Source organism: Bradyrhizobium cenepequi, assembly GCF_020329485.1.
GTDB lineage: Bacteria > Pseudomonadota > Alphaproteobacteria > Rhizobiales > Xanthobacteraceae > Bradyrhizobium > Bradyrhizobium cenepequi.
This window is the reverse complement of sequence record NZ_JAGKJI010000019.1, coordinates 39,446-58,550: the sequence shown is the minus strand read 5'-3', so window position 1 is coordinate 58,550 and position 19,105 is coordinate 39,446. Positions and strand designations below refer to the sequence as shown.

Here is a 19,105-nt window from a genome sequence, read left to right as displayed (position 1 = left end):
GTTGGCCGGTGACAATAACGTTGCGGGATAGCTCGCCAGAAGCGATATTACAGCTGCTGGATGAGCTAGACAAAATTGAAAACCCGTTCAGTTCTGATCTTGAAAGTTTAGACCTGGGCGATTGGCCCCAAGTTCATGTCTACATACCTCATCCAGAGGTCTCGTCGAGCATTACGCCTCCATTCATGGAGGCGTTTCTTGAACTGCAGAGGCAAATCTACCAATTGGCCGCTCAAGCGGCTGCCGGAGTAGCCGATACCGGTCAACTTTCTGAAGGTGTCAAAGCCGAACTCCAAATCAGCGTCCTGGTCACTGATGGTAGCTCTAACCTCACTGCAAAATTAGAAAAAATCCTGCCGGGATTGTTGAAGCAAATGATTGGCAAACTGAATGGCAAGCAAGCGGCTATCGTCCTCGTATCTGTTGCCGCGCTGGTTGGTGGCAACTGGGGTTTTAATGCATGGCTCGAACAGCAGAAGACTATCAAGATTGAGGAGCTGAAAAGCAAAGACCACGTTGAGGCGTTGAAGGCGCTTAGCATCAGCTCTAGCGGTCAATTGGAAGCGCTCAAAAAGATAACCGAGGTGCTGGCGAAGCAGGGCGAAATTGGCAATCGTGCGTTGGAAGCCATTGCCGCTACCAACGATGCGCTGCTCAAGGCAGCATCCAAAACGTCCGAAAGCTCGATAAACGATACTCATCTGACCCGGCAGGAAGCCGAGCTACTGCGAACCTCTCCGCGAAAGAAAGCCGAGCTACGGGTCGCGACCCAAAGGATGAGAGTGCTCGACGTTAATACCAGCGATCCACATGAATTGAGCGTCCTTATCAGCACCCCAGACAAGAAGCAGCAGTATCGGATCAAGTTCGAAGACACCCTGTTCTCTGAACCGTCCCGAAAGGCAATCTTCGAAGCGCTGGACAGCCGCGAGTCAATCTGGATGGAACTAGCCTTCCGCGAGATCGATGGCGACGTGAAGTCTGTTCAACTCTTGCGGACCACCGTTCCGCCCCCGATTGCCGAGGTCACTGATTTCGAGGAATAAACATCCACCCGCGCTTGGCATCCGTGCAGGTGAGCAGGTCGCGGACGCCCACGTCCGCATTTCGCCGAAGGTGATCTTGCTGCATGATTGATTCTCGAAACACGACGGCGCTTATCGTAGCAGCCGCCATATTGGCGCTTGTTCTGGGATTTTCTTATGGCGCCACTTTCAACGACGGCTGTACGCGACTCAAAGATGCTCCGTTTGGCTGTCTCGAATGGTGGTTCTCCCGTTATCAGACATTGATCGCGATGTTTGGCGCAATCGTTGTCGCATGGCTAAGCGTGCAGCCAGTCCTAAAGCAACTGAGGCTTTCATCGCTGCAGACCGCTGTCGCACTGCAGCAAGTCCACTCCGCGCGTGAAAGGCTACTGGAGAACTCGGTTGAATCGGAACTGAACGTGCTTGAGACGCTCTCAGCGGATTTGAGTCGAGGTCACTATGAGTGCCAAGATGATCACGCTGCTCTGCCTCACTGGGTGTGGAATATGAATCAGGAGGTGGAGAGGGTTCGTGATCGACTGGTTCAACGACAGAACAAAAATCCTGGCGGCGAGGAAATGGCGATTGCGCGTCAAGGACTTATCGAAATCCTTGGGCGTTTAAGCACCTGCATGTCTGCCTACAATGGATCGGTTTATCTGGATGCTGACCCTGAATACGAAGTCACGGACGAGGTAAGGGCAACAATAGAAGCGGCTGAGCTACAGGCGGGGAAGGATTTACCGGGGCAAATCGATGCGGTCTCCACGGGGGTTGGTAAACTGCGTGACGCTTTCATGGCCGATCTCGGAAAACTGCGTACGAAGCGTCAGCTTTATGATCGAACGTTAGCTGACGCCGACCTTCCGTAGCCCTCTTCAATCGCCCAATGGGCTGGGCGCTGCCGGATCGATGCGCCCTCTACCCCCCGAACGCCTTGATCATTTCGAGGGCTTTTTCCCTCGTAAGGTCGGGGTGATCTTTCAGGAGTTGCGCCAGATACGGCGGGTCGCGTTCTTCCGCCGCCTGATCGGCTTCACCTTGGCGTTGGTGTTGTAGTTTTGCATCTCGCTGGGTCATCGCTGCTCAGTCTAGCCGGAGCCGCGAGCGTGGGCGATAGGGAGATCCACCCCTCCCCCTCAAATCACCACTCGATCGCCTTACGCATTCAAACATCGTGTATTATCAACACATTATTGGTTTAGTTAGGCGCTCTCCGAGCGCGCCATTTTACGACAGGGCACGCTACCACGCCCTTCCCGCGCGGTGGCGCCCGAGTCACGAATGATTCCGGCGTCGCGCGGCTCGCCAGGGCGTGAGCCGCGGAATCCAGCGCGGGACGTTGGCCCGGAAATCCTCGTACTGCGCGCCAAATGTCTGCTTGAGCGTTGGTTCTTCGAACACCAAGACCCAGACGTGGAAAAAGAGCCAGAGCAGCGCGGCATACCAGAGGAGCCGCTGGTCGCCGAACAAGACCGCTTGGCCCAGAGTGACGGCGACAAGGGCAACGTAAATAGGATTGCGCACATAGCGATAGAGACCCGTCACCACGAGGTTCTGCGTCGGTGCGATCGGCGCCGGCGTGCCCAATCCTTGCAGCGCAAAGCGTGCAAACGAGTCGACAAGCCCGGGTAGACCGGCGACGATCAACAGGATCCCGACGGCGCGCGTCGCGTCGAGATCGAAGAAGGGCGGCCGAAACTCCCAATGCGTAATCCACCAGGGAACGAGCCCCGCCACCGAGGTGGGCGCAACCGCAAAGAAGAGGGCAGAGCCCAATACCGCGATCGTTTTCTGCACGGCACCTCCTTACGTCCTGTCGCAATGTTAATGCAGCCATGTCCGGTCAGCGCGTTCAGCGGTTGAATCGCGACGGCCTTGCGAAAGCGTCTCGACCAGGCCCACTGTCCAGCACATCGGGCATCCGCGTAGCGCGACGAGGGCGGCAACGCCCGCGCCCAAGGATAGCCAAGGGTGCGCGGTCTGGTGGACGATCGCCCAAGCGAGTAGCGCCGCCGCAGCTGCGCCGCGCATCAGGTGTGCACCCAGGAAGGTGCTCCCGAACATGCCGACTCCACGAAAGTAATTCATGTGCCCTCTCGTCCGCTGTCCTTCGTGCCGAGCAGGTATTCGCACACCAGTGCGCGGGCGCGGCGCAGGCGGCTTTTGGCCGCTTCGCGCGTCACGCCGAGCCGCCCGGCGATTTCCCAAATCGTCAGATCTTCGAGATCTCGCAGCAGCAGCACTTCGCGATGGGACGGCGAAAGCGACTCGATTGCATTGACCAAGTCTATGCGCAACTCGTCCGGCGGGACCTTTGCGAGCTCGCGTGACGTTTCTAGGCTGGCGAGTTCCTCGACTCCGCGCATCAGCATCAGCGCCGGCAGCATGCAAAGGCGCGCGATGACGGTCAGCAGCCAGCCGGCGAGTGCGGCTGGACTGCGGATCGTGCCCACGCGCCGGTACACGACGATGAGTGCTTCTTGCACCACATCTTCGATAACCGAGGTGCGGTGGCAAAGGCGCCGGGCGTAGCGTCGAATGTCCGGCTGCAGCCCCACCAAAAGCTGTGTCAGCGCGTGCCGGTCGCCCGACTGTGCCGCGAGCAAGAGATCGTCTGATACGCGCGCCAAGGCGGTCACCCCTTCAGTGGCTCGCGCCCGGCGATGGCGCAGGCAGGGCAATAGCCGAACACGCCGGTGACCAGCGTCACGACACCCGCGCCGCTGAGCAGTAGCCCGAGCGGCGAAGTGTGCAGCGCAACCACGCCGCAGATGAGCATCAAGCCCCCGCCGATCAGCCTGGCCGCGCGCTCCCACCCGCCAACGTTCTTCCTATACCACATGGTTCTGTGCTCCGGTTCGTGACGCGCCGCTATGGCGCATTCACCCAGACAAGAGGGCGCAAACCCGGCGCCGGGGTCGCGGCACAAAAAATAATTTGAGGGGGGTGGCAGCTTCAGCAGGCTGGCGTGGGCGTCGGGCGCGGGCCTGGGTCGCTGAGGAACGCCGGCATCGGGTCGCCGGGGTGTGGACATCCGGATAAAGCCGGGCCAGCCACTCGCGTATCTTCGGCGCGCCCCAATGTGGCTTGTCCTGCTTGCATCGCACGATCAGCATCTCGATCTGGACCGAAGAAGGCAGAACCCAATACCGCGATCGTTTTTGGCACGGCACCTCCTTCCCGTCCTGTCGCAAGGCTAATTCAGCCATGTCCGGTCAGCGCGTTTAATGGAAGCAGGCGGTGGCCCCATCCAAAATCCGGGTGATCATCATAGCAGAATCGGCGGCTCTCGAACGCCCCGGGCAGCAGTCGAGCAAAATTGAACGTTGTGTCATAGCGCCACGGCGAAGCTATAGTGCCCATCTTCATCGGCCGCGGCGCGCCACTTTACGATTTTGCGCGATATCGTTGCCGATAGTCGCGCATCGCGTCCTACTTCGCTGCCGTCGCCATGATCTCGACCAGGAGTCCGGGCCGCCACAATTGAGGCGACTGCAGACAGGCGCGGACCGGCGGATTCTTGGGGTCGACCCAGGCATTCCACACCGCATTGTGGTCGGCGAAATGTGCCATGTCGGTGAGCCATACCGTCGCGCTGATGAGGTTGGACTTGCTGGTTCCAGCTCGGCCCAGCAACCGGTCTATGCGCTCGAGTACCTGCCGGGTCTGCTCCTTGATGTCGCGCGGCGAGCCTGGATCGGCCGTGATCCCACACAAATGCACGACGTCATCGTGAACCGTCACGAGGCTGATAATGGGAATGTCTGCGGTCGCCTCGGTAATTCCGTATCGTTCGATGGTCATGCGCTCTCCTGTCGGTATCCGGCCGGCGTGGTCGCCGGCAATCGCGCCGCCGCAGATCGCGACGATGTCACGTCGCGTGATGTCGGCCATACTGTCACCTGTCGTTCGACGTCCCGCCCATCTGGGCTGGCGCCCAGCATTTGTCCAATGCATAGTTTCGAACCAGAACATCGGAAAAACGGATGGAGGCTCGCATGGACATTGATGCGGTCCGCACCTTTGTGACGATCGCGCGAGAGCACAGCTTCAGCCGCGCCGGCGGCAAGCTGCACCGTTCGCAGCCGGCCATCAGCCGGCGCATCGAACTCTTGGAGCAGGAGTTCGGGGTCCCGCTGTTCGAACGGCTGCGTGGCGGGGCGGCGCTCACGGACGCGGGCGTTGCCTTGCTCCCTCATGCTGAGGCCGTCCTCGCCGCGGCCCGCGACGGCGCCGAGGCGGTGCGCGCGCTGACACACGGGGACCTGGGTACGGTTTCGCTCGCCCTGGTCGGCACGCTCGCCAATTCGTCGCTGATACGCGCACTGCGAAAATTCCAGCGCCGCTATCCAAAAGTTCGCCTCGACCTGCAAACTGCGACCAGCCAGCAGGTCTCGGAGTTGGTGCGACGCGGGGACGCCACGCTCGGCCTGCGCTATCTCGACGACCGTGGCAGCGATCTCGTCGCACGACCGGTTGCAAGCGAGGCGCTGGTTGTCGTGTGCAGCCGCGACCACCGGCTTGCCGACGGCTGTCGCCATCGTGCCAGCGAGCTCTGCGGCGAGCGATGGGTGGCGTTTCCGACGCGCCGCTCGCGCGAATCCTTCGTTCAGTTCCTGGAGCGACGGCTCCTCGCCGCCGGTTTGGAGAGCCCCGAGATCATCCCGATCGACAGCCTGACAGCGCAGAAGCGGCTGGTCGAGGCCGGCTTCGGCATCGCGTTGCTCGCCGAGAGCGGCATCCAGGAGGAACTGCGCCTGAAGACGCTGCACAAGATCGACGTTCCGACGCTGCGCTCACGCGTGCCGGTCTGCGTCATCCACCGGCGGAACGGCCATCTGAGTCCGGCGGCCCGCAACCTGCTGTCTTGCATGCTGCCGTCGGGCATCGTGGTCAGCCAAACGGGGCGCCGTGCGAAATCGCAGGCAGGCGCAGATTTGGCGCCTGCAGACCGTAACCCGCCGCGGCATCATAGTGCCACGGCAAAGCCGTAGTCCCCATCTTCATCGACCGTGGCGCGCAATTCTTTGACGCCGGTCAGAACAACGCAGCATCTGGTCAATAGACTAGCCAGCCCCGAGATCGCGGATGGGCCGCGCCCTGTCAGGAACCAGTGGGGCATGCCGACCAGCGTGGAAGAGGTCTGCCCCTGGGGGCACCGGGAATCATCACGGAAGTCCAAGCCCACGCGGAAGAAGCTTTTCGAGCACACTCTATTTTCTCTGGAGCACTCGTAGCCGCGCAGTTGCATCGGCAACCGTAACATCTTGTGCATCGACAAGCGCGGCCTCGACAATCATTTCGCGATCTGTGCGCACGACAATTCTTGCCCTACCCGTTATCGGCCCGACGCTCGCGGGCTTCCGAAAGCGCGTATCGAGGCTACGGGTTACCACCGTTAAATTCGGAGAAAGTGCCGCCAATGCGCAAATCCCGGTCGCCGAGTCCAACATCGCCGCCAGAAAGCCGCCCTGGACCGTCCCATGTCTGTTGGTGAATGACGGCTGAGCCTGGTATCGGATCAAGGCTGTTTCACCCGCATCATCAAAGCCCAGCCACTGGCGTCCCAGCAACTGGGCGCCGGGTGGCATATCTGTTGCCGCGTCGCTCACGTCGATCACCTCGCCTGCCTAATAACGAGGAGCCTATCAAGGGATCGATTTTAGGCAATGGCTCACGGCGGTAGTGCGATCGGCAACAATCTGTGAGTGGGAAAGTGATCGCGGGGCGGCGAGCGTGTCGATGACGCCCTTCGTAGTCCGTCGCCTTGACCAGGCTCTCCGGAGCATATCGTCCACTGGGCGCGCCGGCCGTGAAAATGATGTGCTCCACGTTTCGTAACGCGGGAGGAAGCGTGTCCGCTTTCGTCAGATCTCCGGCGACCACCTCAAACGCGATGCCCAGCTCTGTCAAAGCTTTGGCAGGATCACGCGACAGCACGCGGACTCTATAGCCTCGTTCATGCAGCAGGCGGACGATCAGGAGCCCGGCGCCCCGTGCCTCCAACAACCAGGACGCGACTCTTTCCAACCTCGCTCATCGACCCCCGGCGCTTAGCCCGCTGCGTCCTTGATCGCGGCTTCGAAGCCCTTGGCGTCAAAGGCCGGCATGCTTTGGACCCGCCCCAAACCCTGGGTTGAGTACCAGACGGAGAACGCGAGCATCGCCCCTGGATTCGGGGCATCGACGATGTCGACGAAATCGTAGTAGCCCTGCGTGTAGTGGATCGACTCGATCTTGATGCCCAGCTTGTCGAGCTTTGCCTTGGCCTTGCCGATCCGCTCCGATTGCTTGCTTGCCCACTCCGGGCTCAGATTACCAAGCAGCACATATTTCATGGCTACCTCCACGTGATGTTGATCATGATGCGCGAAGGACCACACGATTATACGCCTTCCAGGGACCCATGCCCATGCGTTTCTGCGTAGCGGAACGGCGAGGCACGGGCTCCCCAGTCCCGTATCCTGGCCGGCAAGCCCTACAGCCAGCGTCGTACCCGTGCGCAGTAGCGGCGATAGACGTCCCCGAACTTGCGCTCGAGATAGGCTTCCTCGCGGGTGATCACACCGTAGCGGATGACTAGCACGAAGGGCACCAGCGTCATCAACAGCCAGAGGCTGTTGAAGGCAATGGCCAGGCCGATGAGCCCCAGCACCATGCCGAGATAGATGGGATTGCGCGTGAAGCGGTAGGGGCCAGCATCCACGATGGTCGTGGTCGGCAGGTTGGTGGGCACGTTCGAGCCGGCCCGGGTCATGGTAGAGATCGCCCACGCGACTAGCGCCAGCGCAAGCGCAAACACTGTTGCGCCGAGCCAGCCTGCAGGTAGCTTGGCCGGCAAGAACGGCAAGGGCATGAGGTAATTGAGCGCGAGCCCGGCAAGTACCGCGAGCGCCCATGCGATCGGCGGCCGGACAATGACGTTAGCGGTATCTGCCGTATCAGCCATGACGGGACCGATGAAACTGCACTCCCTTGATGTGGCCTACTGAAGACTATTTGCAAGCGTAGCACAAAATCGCAGGCAGCCCGGGATATGCCGGTTGGAGCGCATGGCGGGCCGAAGCATCATAGCGCCACGGCGAAACAATAGTGCCCATCTTCATCTGCCGTGGCGCGCCATTCTGCGATGATCACCGAGCGATTTTACCGCAAAGTCCATGCCAACCTACTGTTTCCCACCGCCGCTATAGTGGCACTATTCGTCAGCCGATTCGCTTGGGAAAGCTTGTCACTTCATGATCGACAATCCGGATCAAGTTGAGCGCCTTGTGACCAGGATGAAGGACTCTTTGCCGCTTTTCGCGACGGTCAGTCATGAAGTGGCCGCCGTCATCCGCGAGCAATCCTTGGCAGCCGATCCACCACGTCGGTACCCAATCACTCAAGTCCACTATGCTGGCGACGAGGGCGGGATCGTCTGCAGAGTTGAGCTTGGTCTTGAGAACGACGGCAGGGGTTTGTTTGCGTCGATTACGCATCTTCGCTTCAGCCAGGCAGAACCGATCGGTCGTCAGATCGCTGCATACCAGAAGCATCGAGTCAAAACGCCTCCGACGCATTGGTTATGGAAGCCGAGACTGACAGAAGCCTTGCAGCGATCACGCGTCACGCCAAATCGAAGCCAAGCGCTGTTTCGGCGATTGAACCGTATGCCCGGCTACGGCATATTATGCCGCAGTAGTGCCCATCTTCATCGGCCGTGGCGCGCCATTTTTCGGCGCCGGTCAGAACAACGCAGCATCTGTCGATAGACTAGCCAGCCCCGAGATCGCGGATGGGCCGCGCCCTGTCAGGAACCAGATGAAGATATCGCAGGCATTCAAATTCGAGGCGGCACATCGGCTGCCAAACGTACCCGAGACGCACCGATGCAGCCGGCTGCATGGTCATTCCTACCGGGTCGAGGTGCGGTTGGACGGACCGGTGGACCCGCGCACGGGCTTCGTCGTGGACTTCTTCGATGTTGAGAAATGCTTCGCCGACATCATGGGCGCGCTGGATCACAGATGCCTGAACGACGTCGACGGGCTCGAGAACCCGACCGCCGAGAATATTGCCATTTGGATATGGAATCGATTGAAGCCGGACCTCCCGCGAATCTCGGCCGTTCGGGTCTATGAAACGGCGGACTGCTGGGCGGAATATGACGGTCGCTGACGACCAGCGCGGCCGGCGCCCATGCAAACTCGCCCGAGGGCTTCTGTCCCAACCCCATGGGAACACCATGAGAGTGACGCCTGCTTGCTGCGGCAATCAGCAAGCCCACGGTCAGCACTTCGACGGTGGAGTCGACCTGGCATCGGTTTGCATCCGCGCGTGCGCGGAGGACTCCGGGATAACGATGGAGGGATCGTCCGGGTCCAGTGCATCGTGCGTGACCACCGTACCCACGAGTGCAGTCGGGGCAAGATCGAACTCGGTCTTTCGTGGCAAAGCGGGCGGGGCCTGCACAAGAGTGCGGTAGAAGACGTAGGCCGCAAGCAGTGCCTGGGTGATCGCCGTAAACAGGAATAACGCGCGCGGTCCTTCCGCCGACATGAAGATGGCAGCAATGGGCGGTCCGACCACTGAACCGAGGCCGTTGGCGAGCAGGATCGTGGCGGCGATCGCCACGATGTCGCTTGCCGGAGTCTTGTCATAGGCATGGGCAGCGGCAAGCGCATAACCGGGCAGCGCAAGCGCCCCGAAGAGAACGCCGAATAGCAGCAGCATTGTTCCGGATGCGGAGATCAGCCATGAAGCGACGCCCGCAGTGGCGGCACCGATCAGGAGAACGAGCAGCACCTGGCGGCGATCGACGCGGTCGGACAGGCGGCCTACCGGCCACTGGACGATCGCTCCTGCCAGCACAGCCGTACTCATAAACAGCGCCGCCTGATCGATGCCGAGGCCGCTACCGGCGGCCGCCAGCGGCGCTAGTCCCCAGAATGCCCCGTTAGCGGCGCCAATCATGAAACTTGCAACCAGCGCGACCGGCGCCGCGCGATAGAGCTGCCCGACGCGAAAGCTGACGATAGTGATCGGTGCCGGTTGCGTCGCGCGTGTCAGCGCCACCGGAACGATGGCGAGCGAGGAGAGCATGGCGGCCACCATGAAGTTCCCCGCTTCGGCGATCGGATAGAGCCCCACCAGAGCCTGACCAAGTGTGATGGCGCCATAGTTGACAACCACGTAGGCCGACAGCACGAACCCGCGCGTCTCGTTGGAGGCGCGATCGTTGAGCCAGCTCTCGACCACCAGGTAAAGGCCAGCGAGGCAAAGGCCGGTTACGCCTCGGAACGCGACCCAGGCCGCGACCGTCGGCGCGAGCGCGTAGGCGAGCGCCACGGCAGCCGCCACCGCCACCATCGCTGTGAAGGCGCGAATGTGTCCCGCGCGCAGGATCAGATGAGGCGCGAGCAGACAACCGCTGACGAAGCCGACGTAATAGGCCGAACTGATGATGCCGAGCGCAAGTTCGCCAAAACCTTCCGCGCTGCCGCGCAACGGCAGCAACGTGAACTGCAAGCCATTGCCCGCCAGCAGCAACGCAAGCCCTAGCAGCAACGACACGATTGGGCGCAAGGTCTTCGGCATCCGGAGCGATCCAGACATCATCAGAAACCAGAGTCATTGAATCCACAATGTGTTGACAAGGCAGACGGACGAAAGAAGTTGCGCGCCGATTCCAGGGCATTTCCGGCGGGCTATCGCACGAGAGCCATGGTGAAAGCCCGCCGGGCTTGAACCGGCAGCCCTTTTCCATACCGTGCAAGGCTGGCGCAGTGAAAGTTCAGCTTTGTGAACCAGATCACACGCGACGTGGATGGCCCTTGTTAAGATACCGACGCTGGGATTTCAGGGCACCAGTCGAGACAAACGCCGCCGGGACGCTGTATTTCGAGCTCGGCGGCGTAATTTTGTGAACCGTCAAGCGTTCACGCCGAAATGCGGAAGCTGACATAGGGATGCTCAATGACCGACGAGAAAGTCGCCCGTCTGCGCGCCCACAACAACAACATCAGGCGATATCGGCGGCTGCTCGAGACCAATCTCTCGGACCTCGAGCGCGGGTTTGTCGAAAGGCGCTTGAACGAAGAAAGGCTGGCTGTGCAAAGCCTGGCCGGCCGAGTTTCGACCTGCCGGTTGGACTGGAGGGGCTCGCCGGTGTGAACCGGCGGCGAAGATGTCTCCCGTTGGCTTGACGGCCACGAACACCTGGCTGTCCCACGTCGGATCCCGGCGCCGAAATGCTCCATACTGTGCCCGCGAAGTCGAGCATGTGATGGCTATAATGACCATCACTGTACGTGGCGAGTTCTTCTCGAAGATCAGGTCCGAAAACGACCGCCTTCGCCCGCAGGTTCGACAGAGTACCGAATTTCGATTCCGAGGGTCGGGGGCGCGCGAGCGCGCTACCCCTACCGACGCGGCATCCCGACTGCAGACCTCTTCATCGTAAAGCCGACGTCATGCTGCCGAGGTGTCGATCGAGCGGCGGATCACCTTCCGCACGTCAGCATTCGACAGGAAAAGATCGTGGTTGATGATGCCCCAGCCCGAGTCGGACGCATCGATCACGCGCACGCCGAGCTTCTCGATGACGGCCTTCTCGGCCGCTCCCACCCGTGTCATCCCGCCGGCTATCTGCCCTGAGAGTGCGAGCGCACGGTCGTTCGTTGAGGTGATCACGGTGATCTTGCGGGCGAGCGGCCCGATGCGGTTGATTGCCGAGGAGAACACATCCATGTCGATATCGGGCGAAGCGAACACCACGGCGCCGATCCTGCCGTCAACGCTGTCACCATATCGGTCATGGAGCTGACGCAGGCTTTCGAGCGCCAGCATCGTTCCCATGCTGTGCGCGACGATGTGGACGCGGCTGGCGCCCGGGGGTGTCACGACGGCCTGAAGCACGCGCTCGAAATCATCGCGGGACCACATCGCGCTGTCGCGGTCATAGGCGTAGTCGAACAATCCCGCCTTTGACGGCCAAGAGAACACCATCGTCTGGCCACGGAATTTGATGCCATCGGAAAGGTGGGCCGCATCGAGCGCCGCCGTCTGGAACGTCTGCTTGAAGCCGTGCACATAGATCAGGACATCTGACCCCCCGCCGGCCTGCCCGAGAAGATCGCTGACGCCTCCCGAAACCGGCTCGACCTGATCAATGCGCCAGTCGCCGAGCCCGGCTGCCGCGAGAGAGAAACGGCTCTCGTCCGGCGGCACCAGCTTCGCGCGCGCGACGGTCATCGTAGAAGCCCGCTCCGGCCCGAACCAAGGCTTCGCGAGTCCACCGTTCACGCGCTTGCGTGTCGTTGCGACCAGCAGTGTAGGATCGACCGACAGCGAGGATGCGTCGTAGCGCGCGCCGGTTGCGCCCAGGCTCGCGCATCCGCCGAGCGCGAGTGCAGACGCCGAGGCTGCAAGCCCGCCCAGCAGGGCGCGGCGGGACATCATCACTTCTTGTTGCCGCAAATGTCGGACGATCACGCAGGACCTTCAGAAATCGCCTCGCAAGGCCGTCCCCCCAAGTTTCCTGGATCATGATGGCGGCGACAAAAGGGCAGCCAAAGCCAAGACACAGGCCATGGTTCCATGTCGCGCGTGTTCCAGGAGCAGTAATCTTGGAACGCGAAGCTGCAGATCAGGCAAAGATCATGCTCAAACAATAACCTAAAGCAGGATGATGATTCATCCTCATCTCATCGCGCTTTAAATGCCGCACGCACAAGCACGAAGGCTAGCAATTCATGATCGAGCCGGGCGTTGTCCCCACTCTCGCAGGCCTTGCGCTCGCGCTGGGGGGACCGGCGCTGCTTGCCAGCCCGGCGCATCGGCTGCTCGGGGATGAGGAGGCGCTGAGCACCCGTGTGGCCGACCAACTCTGCTTGCTCGCCATGGTCGGCGGTACGATCGCCGTCGTCCTGCTCTGGGAGGCGCGGCCCCTTGCTTCGATCGGCTGGCACGGCTTTGGGCTGGCGTCGTTCGCCTGGGGCGTGGCCCTCACCCTCTTCTTCGTGTGGGTACTCCTTCCGGTCGAGGTCCATGCGCTGGCGTGGCTGCACCTCGGCGGATTTGAAACCGGGTTGGCAAGGTTGTCCCGCTTGCCTGCGTGGTTCCTCATCTTCGCTGCGATCACGGCAGGCGTCGCCGAAGAGACGCTGTTTCGCGGCTACGCCCTGGAGCGCATCGCAGAGCTGACGGGCAGTTACACTGTTGCCGGCTTCGTTACAGTCGTGCTGTTCGCGCTGATGCATCTGCGCCTGTGGGGTTGGGGGCCCGTCGTTGCGTTCGTCGTCAGCGGCGCAGTGCTGACGTTGTTCTTCATCTGGCGGCAGGACCTCCTCGCCAATATCGTTGCCCACGCCGCAACCGATGCCATCGGGCTGCTCCGCGCCGCAGCACACGTTCGTAAGTCACGGGATCGCAGCCTGTAGCGTGGAGCTTGCGACCGAAATGACCGATACCGTGCAACCAGCGGCAATGCGGTACAACGGATGACCGCGCCGAATGCGTTCTGCATAATGGATGGATTGTTTGAGTCGCGGCGGAAGCTTGGTTGGCAGCCGAACCGACAGGCTGATGGAACCGCGTTCCGATGTCGAAATCAATGCCGCGGCGTCTCGTCCGTCGTATTCGCGATACGATCCTGGTGAGAGAATGCGGGCCGTCCTAGAAGCCAAACCTTCGCCGTGGAACTGGGGGAGCTATGAGCAGATTTCTTCTCGGTGGCGCTGTGTTCCTGACACTGACGAGCGCGGCCAGCGCCGCGGACTTGGGCCGTGTCTACGAGAAAAGCCAACCGGCCTGGACGTGGGACGGCCTCTATGTTGGCGTGCACACGGGCGCGATGTGGAGCAATTTCAAGGCGGGCGATCCATTCGGCCGTTCGGTCTACGGCGATAATGTCGGTGTGCCCGGGTACGTGCTTGGCGGCCAGATCGGCTACAATTTCACGGTTGCGCCAAGCTGGCTGGCAGGTGTGGAGATCGACGGAAGCTTCGTCGAGTCCGACGGAAGCAATACCTGTCTGCAATTCCACGCCGACTTCGTTGGTTCCAACTGCCAGGCCAAGACGCAGACCATGGGCACGCTGGCCGGACGCTTCGGGCGGATGATCGGCGACAACGGCCACACGCTGATCTACGGCAAGAGCGGTCTCGCGTGGAGCCACAACCGTGTTGCCATGTTTGGCGCCAATAACTTTTTCGGTGCGCTTACGCAGGATGCAACCAACACCGGCTATTTCGCGTGGGGATGGACCGTTGGCACCGGCGTGGAGCACGCCATCACGCCGGCATGGTCGGTGAAGTTCGAATACGACTATCTGCATTTCGGCGATCGCAACGTCACGACGCCGCAGAGCAATGTGATCGATCCGGTGACGGGAGACGTCACCGACGTGGTCGCTCGTGCGACATCGAATATCCGCCAGGACGCGCATGTGCTGAAAGCCGGCCTGAACTACAAATGGGGCAGCGATCCGCGGGCTGTGTGGCCAAGCGTCTCACCCACCTATCCGGTGAAAGCCGCTCCCTTGAAAGCGTGGCCGGCGGAGCCCGCAGGCTGGAGCGTCGAGGTTGGCGCGCGCTACTCGTTCAGCTCCGGCCGATATCAATGGGACAATTTCTTCGTGCCTGACATCGCGGAATCGCGGCTGACCTATGGCGACATGACCGGCCATTCCGGTGAAGTGTTCGGCCGCCTCGACACGCCAGCGAACGTTTTCATCAAGGGGTTTGTCGGTGCCGGCTCGATCACCAGCGGCAACATGCATGATGAAGACTGGGGTATACACGACGACCCTGGCGCCCCCTTTGTCGGCTACACCAACACTTTGTCGAACCCGGTGAAAGGCCCGATCCGCTATGGGACCGCGGATATCGGCTTCGATGTCCTGCGCGGACCCGATTACAAAGCCGGCGTCTTCGTTGGCTACAACTACTTCCGCGAGGAACTTAACGCCTACGCCTGCGCCCAGACCGCGAACCTGGCGTCCGGCATCTGCGCACCGGCCGTCGGCCCCTCGACCCTGGTCATCAGCCAAGCTGCAACCTGGCAGTCCTTGCGCGTCGGCTATGCCGGCGAAGCGATGTTGACGGATCGCATCAAGATCGGCGCCGATATCGCCTATTTGCCGTACGTGAGCTTCGACGGACGCGACGATCATTGGCTGCGTCCGGGTACATTCTTCCTGCAGTCGTCACAGGGTGGACAAGGGGTACAAGCGGAACTCCTGCTATCCTACTTCGTCACCCCCAATTTGAGCGTCGGCATCGGCGGCCGCTACTGGGCGATCTGGACGGACAACGGACGCTTCCGTTGCGTGGGCTGCGACCCCGCCGACACCGAGGTTTCGTACAATCCCTTGAAGGGCAATACGGAACGCTACGGCGTGTTCGTGCAGACATCATATCGGTTCGATATGGCGGGGTTGGCCGCAAAGCCGTGAGGCTTTGAGATCGCCGCGGGGCCGGAGGTGCTCACAGTGGGGAGCACTCTGACGGGAGGTGCTCACAGCAGGGCCACCGTGATTCCCCGGAATCCAAATGGGACCAATATACCGCTAACGTTGCTTCGCCGGGGCCAATTTCATTCCGAAGCGATTTTATTAGCCGGCAAGGGCCGCTGAGAAATCAGCGGCCCTTTCGCTTTAGGGGGGCGCACTTTCCGCGCCAGCAAGCGATGAGAGTGGCTCAGGCGGCCGCTAATCCATTCGGCACTTTTGTCGTATCGGCAAGCCATGCGAGCATATCGTTTCCTCCGCGCAACGAGCCGTCCACAAAACGCGGGTCGTCCTGCGCGTTGAGCGCCTGTCGCATCATGCTGGCGCCTTTGGCGTCGTCGGACATCAGGAGGAAGAAGCCGACGGCAATGAGCGCCAGTCTCTCGATCGATTCCTGGAGCTGCGCGCGCTGCCCGACAGCATCAAGAACTCCGAAGCAATAACCAAGAACCCAGAGACGATCGATAGACTGCGTTACGTCGCCTGGCGTGAGCCTGAACTGCAGACTGATGAAGTCGCGGCCGATCCTCGCGAGTTCTTCCAGCTTCTTGAAATCGACCATGTCTCGTTTCCTGTCGGAGCACAAAGCCTCCGTGTCGGCTGGCGGCTTCCTGGTCTTGATTGCCCCTCGCCCGTTTGCGGACGCTTGCCTTCAGGAGCGCGCGGCAGCGGCCCGCCCTCGCTCGGTCACCCGATAGGACACGTGGCCGAGCTCATGATAAAATGACTTCAGCCAGCCCAACTCGACGAGGCGCTGATACCTGGTCTGATCAAGCTGTTCGATCACCTGCCGGGGACGGCCGGCCGCGACGATCTCACGGATCAATCTGAAGTCGTCGAGCTGCGCCATGATCAGTGTCCCTCGCTGCGTTCCGCAGAATTGCACTAACGTCATCCCGACCCTTGCATCAGGGCGTCGCAAGCTGCAGTCCCACGCCAGCAACAAGCCCGTTGGTTGGCATCGATCAGGTGTCAATCCAGGTATTTGGCGATATCCTCAAGCGAAGCGTCGAAACGCTCGCCAAGCACCACGTAATTGCTGTCTTCCTTCACGAGCGCATATTTGCCGAGGTTGTCCTCGTCGATCGAACGTGAACGCGACTTATGGATCGCGTATCCAAGCTTGCGTGCACGCGCTCGCAATGCACTTTCCTTCGCCAAGCGCATGGCCGTCCCTTTGTGGCTGAAGGCTGGACAAAGGCCCCATTACGATCGCTTCACCAGCGGCCCGAGACCACCGACATGCTGCAACGCATTGTTGTCTCTTGTTGTCTTTGGAAGTTGTTTTCTGCGCCAGGCTCTAATGACTATATCACGCGCACGACACCGACGATAGACGGCCACTCCCGGAAAATCGGGAACCAGCCGTTCAGGCGGCGAAGCCTAAAGCATCACCAGCCCGACCACGCCGTCTTCGAGCACACCGCGGGCAAGTCTTGCGCGGGCGATGTGCTCGAGCTCGGTTCGACCTGTCGCCTGGTCATCGGCTCCTTACGAATGCCGGATCGAAGCTGGAGCCGAACGTGCGCGCTACCTCGCGAGCGTCTTCTTGCGCTTCTTGTTGGGGATGTCCGGACGAGCCGCTTGAGCTGTCGCTTCCTCGGCTTCCCTGGCCTCTCTCAGGGCGCGAAGACGTTCCATGTTCTTACGCACTGCAATGGCCTGCTGCTGGATGTCCGCCATCGCTCGCGCGCCTTCTTCCGACGCGAGACGTTGCCTGTTAGCGCGCGCTATGCTTTGCGGGGACGCTTCAGCGGGTTTCCTGTCGGCCATCCTGTCTTCCCAATCCGCAACGACGCAAAGCCCGCTCAATCCCAGGATCGAGCGGGCAATACAGCCATTTCAGTACATCCGTGAAATGGCGCGAACGGTTTAGGCCAGCGACAGATTCTCCGCGCTTACCTTGCCCCGCATTTTGTCGGTCTTGATCTCAAAGGCCACCTTCTGGCCTTCGGCAAGGCCAGAAAGACCGGCCCGTTCAACGGCGCTGATGTGAACGAACACGTCGTTCCCGCCATCGTTAGGTTGGATAAAGCCAAATCCCTTCTGACCATTGAACCACTTCACAGTACCTGTCGGCATTCTTTCCTCTCCAAAGCATATTCGCGCGACCGTCACGCGATCCATTCAACTGGGCGATGTCTTTGGGAAAGAGCCCGCGGGCACATCCAGAAAGGCACGGCGGCTAATCGAACCTGTGTAGCGTACAGGAGTTGGTATTGAATTACAAGCGCGGCAGGCAAAATCGGCGCCACGGGAAGGGCGCCACGAGAAGAATGTCTTCTCGGTTGATGCGGTGTCGCTGGCTGCAAATGCAGACGGAGCACAAACTGCTCAATCCAAGTCTTTGAAAAAAGGGCTGGCTATTTCCACGCATAAACACCATCTTGGAAACAATCGTATCGGCTTCGCCGCCGATGGCCGAGAGACCGTGCGCTCCATCCGAACAGGAAGATTGCGGCGGCTCGGAATTGCGTCCCATTTCTGTTCGCCGCCGGGATCGCTTTCGACTGAACTTCCGTACTCCGAGATCTCTGAAGCCTCCATTGGAGAGGCTTCAATGGTTCGCGCCGATAATGCTTGGGAGAAAAGCGTATGCAGGTATTCGTCCGAGACAACAACGTCGACCAGGCACTTCGAATTCTGAAGCGCAGGATGCAGCGCGAAGGTGTTTTCAAGGAGATGCGCCGGCGCCGCTTCTACGAAAAGCCGTCAGACAAGACTGCGCGAGAGAAAACAGAAGCCATACGACGGATGCGCAAGCAGGCACGCAAGCAGGCTATTCGAGACGGACTGATCGCTGCTCCCGTCAAAAAGCCAAGCGACGGCAACAAGCGCGGGACAGCACTGCGTCCCAATAGCATCGCCGGAACAAGACAGAACGAGCCGACTCCCACCCAGGCGTTCGTGCAAGCACACGACCGAAGCATGATGCAGGAACCATCTTCCGCAAAGGCCGAAAAGCCGTGAAGCTGCGATGCTGGCTGCCGGGGCGATGTAAGCCCGCGAGCGCGGTCAGCAACCGCGGCGGCATCAAATAGGCGCCGCAGAGATACCTCAGTGGCAGTGCGAGGGAGACTTCGGGCGGCGTACACTTTTTGACATACGTTGGGCTTGTCCGGGTGTATACTGCAGTCATCACCGTTCAATCCTCGGCGTCCATCGGTGACTGAGAGTGTTGTGCTCCCGCCGCAAACAGGGAGTGCGCCGTATGCCCGACGCGCAACTCACCAACAAGCTTTCGCCGCGCGAAACCGTGCAGCCCCGGTGTCCAATGTGCCAAGCCCGAATGGAGGTGCTGCATGTCGTACAGGGAAGACCTGGTTTCGAGCACTGGACCTTGAGATGCCGCAAATGCGGGCTCGTCCATGAAGCGCAGGCTGCCGCAGATCCGATCCGTTCCGAAGTATTAGGCTGGTTCGGTGGCGAACTGAAACCGCCGCAATAGAGACCTTGGCTGAGCGAACGGGGACAGCGGGCCATGCATAACGTCGCCCGGCGTTGTCCCGCCGCGGCGAGGACACCGAACGCGACGTCGGGACGAAGTCGGCGACTTCACGGAATACATTCATAGCAAGCTCAC

At 60.8% G+C, this 19,105-nt stretch carries 27 protein-coding genes; 9 read left to right on the top strand and 18 right to left on the bottom strand.

All coding sequences use genetic code 11. The annotated features are described in order from the left end of the window. Nucleotides 1-8 precede the first annotated feature (8 nt). Complete coding sequence (locus J6497_RS20610) at nucleotides 9-1,046, top strand: hypothetical protein (protein WP_225706110.1); 1,038 nt, start codon at nucleotides 9-11, stop codon at nucleotides 1,044-1,046. 83 nt (nucleotides 1,047-1,129) lie between these two features. Continuing rightward, the gene (locus tag J6497_RS20605) at nucleotides 1,130-1,900 is read left to right on the top strand and encodes a hypothetical protein (protein ID WP_225706109.1); all 771 of its coding nucleotides are present in this window, start codon (nucleotides 1,130-1,132) and stop codon (nucleotides 1,898-1,900) included. Nucleotides 1,901-1,949: 49 nt separating this feature from the next. Here J6497_RS20605 and J6497_RS20600 read toward each other — a convergent pair whose 3' ends face one another. The 6 genes from J6497_RS20600 to J6497_RS20570 form a co-directional block, all read right to left on the bottom strand. Then, nucleotides 1,950-2,108: a hypothetical protein gene (locus J6497_RS20600; RefSeq protein WP_225706108.1), complete on the bottom strand. Its 159-nt coding sequence runs from the start codon at nucleotides 2,106-2,108 to the stop codon at nucleotides 1,950-1,952. 198 nt (nucleotides 2,109-2,306) lie between these two features. Then, entirely contained in the window at nucleotides 2,307-2,828 is a 522-nt protein-coding gene (locus J6497_RS20595) for a methyltransferase family protein (protein WP_225706107.1), read from the bottom strand. Nucleotides 2,829-2,855: 27 nt separating this feature from the next. Then, nucleotides 2,856-3,119 (bottom strand): hypothetical protein, encoded by a 264-nt coding sequence (locus tag J6497_RS20590; protein ID WP_225706106.1) that lies wholly within the window; start codon nucleotides 3,117-3,119, stop codon nucleotides 2,856-2,858. Continuing rightward, the gene (locus tag J6497_RS20585) at nucleotides 3,116-3,661 is read right to left on the bottom strand and encodes an RNA polymerase sigma factor (protein ID WP_225706105.1); all 546 of its coding nucleotides are present in this window, start codon (nucleotides 3,659-3,661) and stop codon (nucleotides 3,116-3,118) included. The genes J6497_RS20590 and J6497_RS20585 overlap by 4 nt, the downstream gene beginning before the upstream one ends. A gap of 5 nt (nucleotides 3,662-3,666) precedes the next feature. Further along, entirely contained in the window at nucleotides 3,667-3,873 is a 207-nt protein-coding gene (locus J6497_RS20580) for a YgaP family membrane protein (RefSeq protein ID WP_225706104.1), read from the bottom strand. 590 nt (nucleotides 3,874-4,463) lie between these two features. Then, nucleotides 4,464-4,925, bottom strand: a complete 462-nt coding sequence (locus J6497_RS20570; protein ID WP_225706103.1) for a RidA family protein — start codon at nucleotides 4,923-4,925, stop codon at nucleotides 4,464-4,466. Nucleotides 4,926-5,029: 104 nt separating this feature from the next. On the opposite strand from J6497_RS20570, the gene J6497_RS20565 reads away from it, so the two are divergent. Then, nucleotides 5,030-6,025, top strand: coding sequence for a LysR family transcriptional regulator (locus J6497_RS20565; protein ID WP_225706102.1), 996 nt, complete (start codon nucleotides 5,030-5,032; stop codon nucleotides 6,023-6,025). Between the two features lie 219 nt (nucleotides 6,026-6,244). Here J6497_RS20565 and J6497_RS20560 read toward each other — a convergent pair whose 3' ends face one another. The 5 genes from J6497_RS20560 to J6497_RS20540 all read right to left on the bottom strand — a co-directional run bounded on the left by J6497_RS20560 (nucleotide 6,245) and on the right by J6497_RS20540 (nucleotide 8,569). Next, on the bottom strand, nucleotides 6,245-6,652 hold the full coding sequence (locus J6497_RS20560) for a PaaI family thioesterase (protein WP_225706101.1): 408 nt from the start codon (nucleotides 6,650-6,652) through the stop codon (nucleotides 6,245-6,247). Then, nucleotides 6,576-7,037, bottom strand: coding sequence for an NAD(P)H-binding protein (locus J6497_RS42035; protein ID WP_225706175.1), 462 nt, complete (start codon nucleotides 7,035-7,037; stop codon nucleotides 6,576-6,578). Before J6497_RS42035 ends, J6497_RS20560 begins: the two co-directional genes overlap by 77 nt. A 47-nt stretch (nucleotides 7,038-7,084) precedes the next feature. After that, nucleotides 7,085-7,369 carry a GYD domain-containing protein gene (locus tag J6497_RS20550; protein ID WP_225706100.1) on the bottom strand — a complete coding sequence of 95 codons (285 nt, stop codon included), beginning with the start codon at nucleotides 7,367-7,369 and terminating at the stop codon, nucleotides 7,085-7,087. A 140-nt stretch (nucleotides 7,370-7,509) separates the two neighbouring features. Beyond that, nucleotides 7,510-7,980, bottom strand: a complete 471-nt coding sequence (locus J6497_RS20545; protein ID WP_225706099.1) for a methyltransferase family protein — start codon at nucleotides 7,978-7,980, stop codon at nucleotides 7,510-7,512. Between the two features lie 256 nt (nucleotides 7,981-8,236). Then, entirely contained in the window at nucleotides 8,237-8,569 is a 333-nt protein-coding gene (locus J6497_RS20540) for a hypothetical protein (protein WP_225706098.1), read from the bottom strand. Nucleotides 8,570-8,834: 265 nt separating this feature from the next. Here J6497_RS20540 and queD point away from each other — a divergent pair, with 265 nt between their 5' ends. After that, nucleotides 8,835-9,191, top strand: coding sequence for a 6-carboxytetrahydropterin synthase QueD (gene queD / locus J6497_RS20535; RefSeq protein ID WP_225706097.1), 357 nt, complete (start codon nucleotides 8,835-8,837; stop codon nucleotides 9,189-9,191). 111 nt (nucleotides 9,192-9,302) lie between these two features. Here the strand turns inward: queD and J6497_RS20530 are convergent, their stop codons facing one another. Then, a complete protein-coding gene (locus J6497_RS20530; RefSeq protein WP_225706096.1) occupies nucleotides 9,303-10,610 on the bottom strand; it encodes an MFS transporter in 1,308 nt (435 codons plus the stop codon). A gap of 378 nt (nucleotides 10,611-10,988) precedes the next feature. On the opposite strand from J6497_RS20530, the gene J6497_RS20525 reads away from it, so the two are divergent. Continuing rightward, nucleotides 10,989-11,186: a hypothetical protein gene (locus J6497_RS20525; protein WP_225706095.1), complete on the top strand. Its 198-nt coding sequence runs from the start codon at nucleotides 10,989-10,991 to the stop codon at nucleotides 11,184-11,186. 297 nt (nucleotides 11,187-11,483) lie between these two features. On the opposite strand, the gene J6497_RS20520 is transcribed toward J6497_RS20525, so the two are convergent. Then, nucleotides 11,484-12,470: an alpha/beta hydrolase gene (locus tag J6497_RS20520; RefSeq protein WP_225706094.1), complete on the bottom strand. Its 987-nt coding sequence runs from the start codon at nucleotides 12,468-12,470 to the stop codon at nucleotides 11,484-11,486. A 296-nt stretch (nucleotides 12,471-12,766) separates the two neighbouring features. On the opposite strand from J6497_RS20520, the gene J6497_RS20515 reads away from it, so the two are divergent. Both J6497_RS20515 and J6497_RS20510 read left to right on the top strand, forming a co-directional pair. After that, entirely contained in the window at nucleotides 12,767-13,453 is a 687-nt protein-coding gene (locus tag J6497_RS20515; protein WP_225706093.1) for a CPBP family intramembrane glutamic endopeptidase, read from the top strand. Nucleotides 13,454-13,725: 272 nt separating this feature from the next. Continuing rightward, on the top strand, nucleotides 13,726-15,468 hold the full coding sequence (locus tag J6497_RS20510) for an outer membrane beta-barrel protein (RefSeq protein ID WP_225706092.1): 1,743 nt from the start codon (nucleotides 13,726-13,728) through the stop codon (nucleotides 15,466-15,468). A gap of 244 nt (nucleotides 15,469-15,712) precedes the next feature. Here J6497_RS20510 and J6497_RS20505 read toward each other — a convergent pair whose 3' ends face one another. From J6497_RS20505 to J6497_RS20485, 5 genes are all read right to left on the bottom strand, one after another. Further along, the gene (locus tag J6497_RS20505) at nucleotides 15,713-16,084 is read right to left on the bottom strand and encodes a hypothetical protein (RefSeq protein WP_225706091.1); all 372 of its coding nucleotides are present in this window, start codon (nucleotides 16,082-16,084) and stop codon (nucleotides 15,713-15,715) included. A gap of 90 nt (nucleotides 16,085-16,174) precedes the next feature. Further along, nucleotides 16,175-16,372 carry a TenA/THI-4 family protein gene (locus J6497_RS20500; protein ID WP_225706090.1) on the bottom strand — a complete coding sequence of 66 codons (198 nt, stop codon included), beginning with the start codon at nucleotides 16,370-16,372 and terminating at the stop codon, nucleotides 16,175-16,177. Nucleotides 16,373-16,494: 122 nt separating this feature from the next. Next, nucleotides 16,495-16,665: a hypothetical protein gene (locus J6497_RS20495; RefSeq protein ID WP_225706089.1), complete on the bottom strand. Its 171-nt coding sequence runs from the start codon at nucleotides 16,663-16,665 to the stop codon at nucleotides 16,495-16,497. A gap of 387 nt (nucleotides 16,666-17,052) precedes the next feature. Further along, nucleotides 17,053-17,295, bottom strand: a complete 243-nt coding sequence (locus tag J6497_RS20490) for a transcriptional regulator (RefSeq protein WP_225706088.1) — start codon at nucleotides 17,293-17,295, stop codon at nucleotides 17,053-17,055. Between the two features lie 99 nt (nucleotides 17,296-17,394). Continuing rightward, nucleotides 17,395-17,604 (bottom strand): cold-shock protein, encoded by a 210-nt coding sequence (locus J6497_RS20485; RefSeq protein WP_225706087.1) that lies wholly within the window; start codon nucleotides 17,602-17,604, stop codon nucleotides 17,395-17,397. A 513-nt stretch (nucleotides 17,605-18,117) separates the two neighbouring features. Here J6497_RS20485 and rpsU point away from each other — a divergent pair. Together rpsU and J6497_RS20475 are read left to right on the top strand one after the other, a co-directional pair. Further along, nucleotides 18,118-18,492, top strand: coding sequence for a 30S ribosomal protein S21 (gene rpsU, locus J6497_RS42030; RefSeq protein WP_225706086.1), 375 nt, complete (start codon nucleotides 18,118-18,120; stop codon nucleotides 18,490-18,492). Nucleotides 18,493-18,733: 241 nt separating this feature from the next. Beyond that, the gene (locus tag J6497_RS20475) at nucleotides 18,734-18,970 is read left to right on the top strand and encodes a hypothetical protein (RefSeq protein ID WP_225706085.1); all 237 of its coding nucleotides are present in this window, start codon (nucleotides 18,734-18,736) and stop codon (nucleotides 18,968-18,970) included. Nucleotides 18,971-19,105 lie beyond the last annotated feature (135 nt).

Bases quoted from the DNA above. Each gene is read 5' to 3' on its own strand.
- J6497_RS20605 (WP_225706109.1), top strand. From the start codon at position 1,130: ATGATTGATTCTCGAAACACGACGGCGCTTATCGTAGCAGCCGCCATA.
- J6497_RS20600 (WP_225706108.1), bottom strand. From the start codon at position 2,108: ATGACCCAGCGAGATGCAAAACTACAACACCAACGCCAAGGTGAAGCC.
- J6497_RS20590 (WP_225706106.1), bottom strand. From the start codon at position 3,119: ATGAATTACTTTCGTGGAGTCGGCATGTTCGGGAGCACCTTCCTGGGT.
- J6497_RS20580 (WP_225706104.1), bottom strand. From the start codon at position 3,873: ATGTGGTATAGGAAGAACGTTGGCGGGTGGGAGCGCGCGGCCAGGCTG.
- J6497_RS20570 (WP_225706103.1), bottom strand. From the start codon at position 4,925: ATGGCCGACATCACGCGACGTGACATCGTCGCGATCTGCGGCGGCGCG.
- J6497_RS20565 (WP_225706102.1), top strand. From the start codon at position 5,030: ATGGACATTGATGCGGTCCGCACCTTTGTGACGATCGCGCGAGAGCAC.
- J6497_RS20550 (WP_225706100.1), bottom strand. From the start codon at position 7,369: ATGAAATATGTGCTGCTTGGTAATCTGAGCCCGGAGTGGGCAAGCAAG.
- J6497_RS20545 (WP_225706099.1), bottom strand. From the start codon at position 7,980: ATGGCTGATACGGCAGATACCGCTAACGTCATTGTCCGGCCGCCGATC.
- J6497_RS20540 (WP_225706098.1), bottom strand. From the start codon at position 8,569: ATGCTTCTGGTATGCAGCGATCTGACGACCGATCGGTTCTGCCTGGCT.
- queD (WP_225706097.1), top strand. From the start codon at position 8,835: ATGAAGATATCGCAGGCATTCAAATTCGAGGCGGCACATCGGCTGCCA.
- J6497_RS20530 (WP_225706096.1), bottom strand. From the start codon at position 10,610: ATGCCGAAGACCTTGCGCCCAATCGTGTCGTTGCTGCTAGGGCTTGCG.
- J6497_RS20525 (WP_225706095.1), top strand. From the start codon at position 10,989: ATGACCGACGAGAAAGTCGCCCGTCTGCGCGCCCACAACAACAACATC.
- J6497_RS20520 (WP_225706094.1), bottom strand. From the start codon at position 12,470: ATGTCCCGCCGCGCCCTGCTGGGCGGGCTTGCAGCCTCGGCGTCTGCA.
- J6497_RS20515 (WP_225706093.1), top strand. From the start codon at position 12,767: ATGATCGAGCCGGGCGTTGTCCCCACTCTCGCAGGCCTTGCGCTCGCG.
- J6497_RS20510 (WP_225706092.1), top strand. From the start codon at position 13,726: ATGAGCAGATTTCTTCTCGGTGGCGCTGTGTTCCTGACACTGACGAGC.
- J6497_RS20505 (WP_225706091.1), bottom strand. From the start codon at position 16,084: ATGGTCGATTTCAAGAAGCTGGAAGAACTCGCGAGGATCGGCCGCGAC.
- J6497_RS20500 (WP_225706090.1), bottom strand. From the start codon at position 16,372: ATGGCGCAGCTCGACGACTTCAGATTGATCCGTGAGATCGTCGCGGCC.
- J6497_RS20490 (WP_225706088.1), bottom strand. From the start codon at position 17,295: ATGGCCGACAGGAAACCCGCTGAAGCGTCCCCGCAAAGCATAGCGCGC.
- J6497_RS20485 (WP_225706087.1), bottom strand. From the start codon at position 17,604: ATGCCGACAGGTACTGTGAAGTGGTTCAATGGTCAGAAGGGATTTGGC.
- rpsU (WP_225706086.1), top strand. From the start codon at position 18,118: ATGCAGGTATTCGTCCGAGACAACAACGTCGACCAGGCACTTCGAATT.
- J6497_RS20475 (WP_225706085.1), top strand. From the start codon at position 18,734: ATGCCCGACGCGCAACTCACCAACAAGCTTTCGCCGCGCGAAACCGTG.